Source organism: Ramlibacter sp., from assembly GCF_013697775.1.
Taxonomy (GTDB): domain Bacteria; phylum Pseudomonadota; class Gammaproteobacteria; order Burkholderiales; family Burkholderiaceae_C; genus Ramlibacter.
Map to the genome: position 1 here is coordinate 1 of NZ_JACCWG010000302.1, position 2612 is coordinate 2612.

The following is a 2612-nucleotide window of genomic DNA, read 5'->3' on the forward strand; positions in this document are numbered from 1 at the left end:
GCGCCTGCCCGTGGCTGCTGGTCGCGCACGACGCGCGCGCCTCGCTGGTCGCGATGGGCGCGCCGCACTGGAAGCTGGTGGCGGCCATCCGCCGGCCCACCGACAGCAACGAGGACATGCTGCTGTACCGCCGCGTGCAGCCTGCCGCGTCCGCCGCACAGAAGCGCTGATGCCGGAGCTGCGCACCATCGCCCGGCACTCCGGGACGGTCCTCGTGGGCCAACTCGCCACCATGGCCTTCGGCGTGGCCGACACCATCGTGGCCGGCCGCTACTCCGAGCAGGCGCTGGCCGCGCTGTCGGTCGGCTCCGCCGTGTTCATCACCGTGTTCATCGCGCTCATGGGCACGCTGCAGGCGCTGCTGCCGATCTGGGCCGAGCTGCACGGCGCCAGGCGCACCGCGGAGGTCGGGCGCTCGGTGCGCCAGGCGCTCTATCTCGCGTCCTTCGCCATGGTGCTGGGCATCGCCGGCCTGCTGTTCCCCGGCGCGCTGCTGCAATGGACCGAGGTGCCGCAGGCGCTGCAGGCCGACGTGCGCAGCTACCTGGGCGTGCTGGCTTTCGCGCTGCCACCCGCGCTGCTGTTTCGCATGTACAGCACGCTCAACCAGAGCCTGGGCAAGCCGCAGCTGGTGACCTGGCTGCAGACGCTGTCGCTGGGCATCAAGGTGCCGCTGACCATCTGGTTCGCCTTCGGCGGGCTCGGCCTGCCGGCGCTGGGCGCGCCGGGCTGCGCCTGGGCCACGGTGGCCACCAACTGGCTGCTGCTGGCCATGGCGGTGGGGCTGCTGCGCACGCAGCCGCTGTACCGCCCGTATGCGCTGTGGCGCGCCATGGAGCCGCCCGCCTGGCGCGCCATCTGGCATTTCGCGCGCCTGGGCGTGCCGGCCGGCCTGTCGGTGATGGTGGAGGTGACCTCGTTCACGCTAATGGCCCTCTTCATCGCGCGCCAGGGCATTGTGTCCACCGCGGCACACCAGATCGCGGCCAACCTGGCGGCCGTGATGTACATGGTGCCGCTGTCGGTGGCCATCGCCACCAGCGCACGCGTGAGCTACTGGCTGGGCGCGGGCGACCCCAAGCGCGCGCGCGGCGCCATCCGCACCGGCTTCAAGCTCGGCCTGGCGCTGGCCGTCGTGCTGTCGCTGACCATGCTGGCCGGCCACGCGCGCATCGCCGCCATCTACTCGTCCAACGCGGCGGTGGTCGCCATGGCCGGCGGCCTGCTCGGCTGGCTGGCCTTCTACCACCTGGGCGACTGCGTGCAGGCGCTGTGCGTGTTCGTGCTGCGCTGCTACCGGGTGGCGGTGGCGCCGCTGGTGGCCTACTGCGTGCTGCTGTGGGGCGTGGGCCTGGCGGGCGGTTTCGTGCTGGCCTACCGCGGCATCGGGCCGCTGGCGGCTCACGCCACGCCGGCCGCGTTCTGGATCGCCAGCAGCAGCGCGCTGGCGCTGCTGGCCTTCATCCTGCCGCTGATTCTGTGGCGGGCCGTGCGGGCGTACCGGCCGGCCTGACGCGCAGCCGGCTTGCCGGAAACACGATGGAAAAGGCCGATCCCGCGCCCAGCGTGCTCTCGATCTTGAGCTCGGCGCCGTGCCGCTGCACCACGTGCTTGACGATGGCCAGGCCCAGGCCGGTGCCGCCGGTTTCGCGCGAGCGGCTGCGGTCCACCCGGTAGAAGCGCTCGGTCAGCCGCGGCACGTGTTCGGGCGCGATGCCCGCGCCGGTGTCGCGCACCGAGAACTCCAGCCGGCCGTCGGCCGATGTACGCCACTGCACGTCGATGGCGCCGTCGGCCGGCGTGTAGCGCACGGCATTGGTCACCAGGTTGGACATGGCGCTTTGCAGCTCGTTGGCCGAGCCCGCGACCTCCAGCTGCGGCACCGGGCCGAAGCGCAGCTCCTGCGCCTTGCCCAGCGTGCCCGACAGCGCGCGGGCTTCCTGCTCGCAGGCCGCCGCCAGCGCCGGCATCGGCACCCAGTCGCCTGCCCCCGGCAGCGGGCTGCCTTCCAGCCGCGACAGGGTGAGCAGGTCGCTCACCAGCGTCTGCATGCGCTGCGCCTGCTGCGCCATCAGCGCCAGGTAGCGCGAGCGCTCCTCGTCCGACAGCGGCAGGTTCTGCAGCGTTTCGACAAAACCGGTCAGCACCGTCAGCGGCGTGCGGATCTCGTGCGAGACGTTGGCCACGAAATCGCGCCGCATCGCCTCGGCCTGTTCCAGCGCAGTGACGTCGCGCGACAGCAGCAGCTTGCGGCCTTCGCCGTAGGGATGCAGGTGCACCGCCAGCTTGATCGGCCACGAGGCCGTGCTGCGCGGCCCCTGCAAGGTGGCTTCGCGCGCGTAGTTGCCGCCGGCGTAGTAGGCGCCGAAGGCCGGGTCGCGCAGCAGGTTGCCGATGGGCTGCAGCAGATCGCGCTGCGCATCCAGCCCGAAGTGCCCGGCCGCCGTCTGGTTGCACCACTCGATGCGGCCCTGCGCATCCAGCAGCACCACGCCGTTGGGCGAGGCCTGGATGGCCGAGAGGAAATCGTCGAGTCGCTGCACGGCGTCCTGCGTCTGCTGCTCACGCCCGCGCAGGCCGCGCTGCACGCGCGACGCCACGGTGCCCCAGGC

Annotated in this window: 2 protein-coding genes; one reads left to right on the plus strand and one right to left on the minus strand. The window is 72.3% G+C overall.

All coding sequences use genetic code 11. From position 1 onward, the window contains the following. Positions 1 to 169 precede the first annotated feature (169 nt). On the plus strand, positions 170 to 1513 hold the full coding sequence (locus H0U68_RS15180) for an MATE family efflux transporter (protein ID WP_296357019.1): 1344 nt from the start codon (positions 170 to 172) through the stop codon (positions 1511 to 1513). On the opposite strand, the gene phoR is transcribed toward H0U68_RS15180, so the two are convergent. Next, the coding region (gene phoR / locus H0U68_RS15185; RefSeq protein ID WP_296357021.1) for a phosphate regulon sensor histidine kinase PhoR at positions 1461 to 2612 on the minus strand (1152 nt) is incomplete at its 5' end. The two genes, H0U68_RS15180 and phoR, sit on opposite strands and share 53 nt — an antisense overlap.

Coding starts and splice junctions, on each gene's coding strand:
- H0U68_RS15180 (WP_296357019.1), top strand. CDS start 170: ATGCCGGAGCTGCGCACCATCGCCCGGCACTCCGGGACGGTCCTCGTG.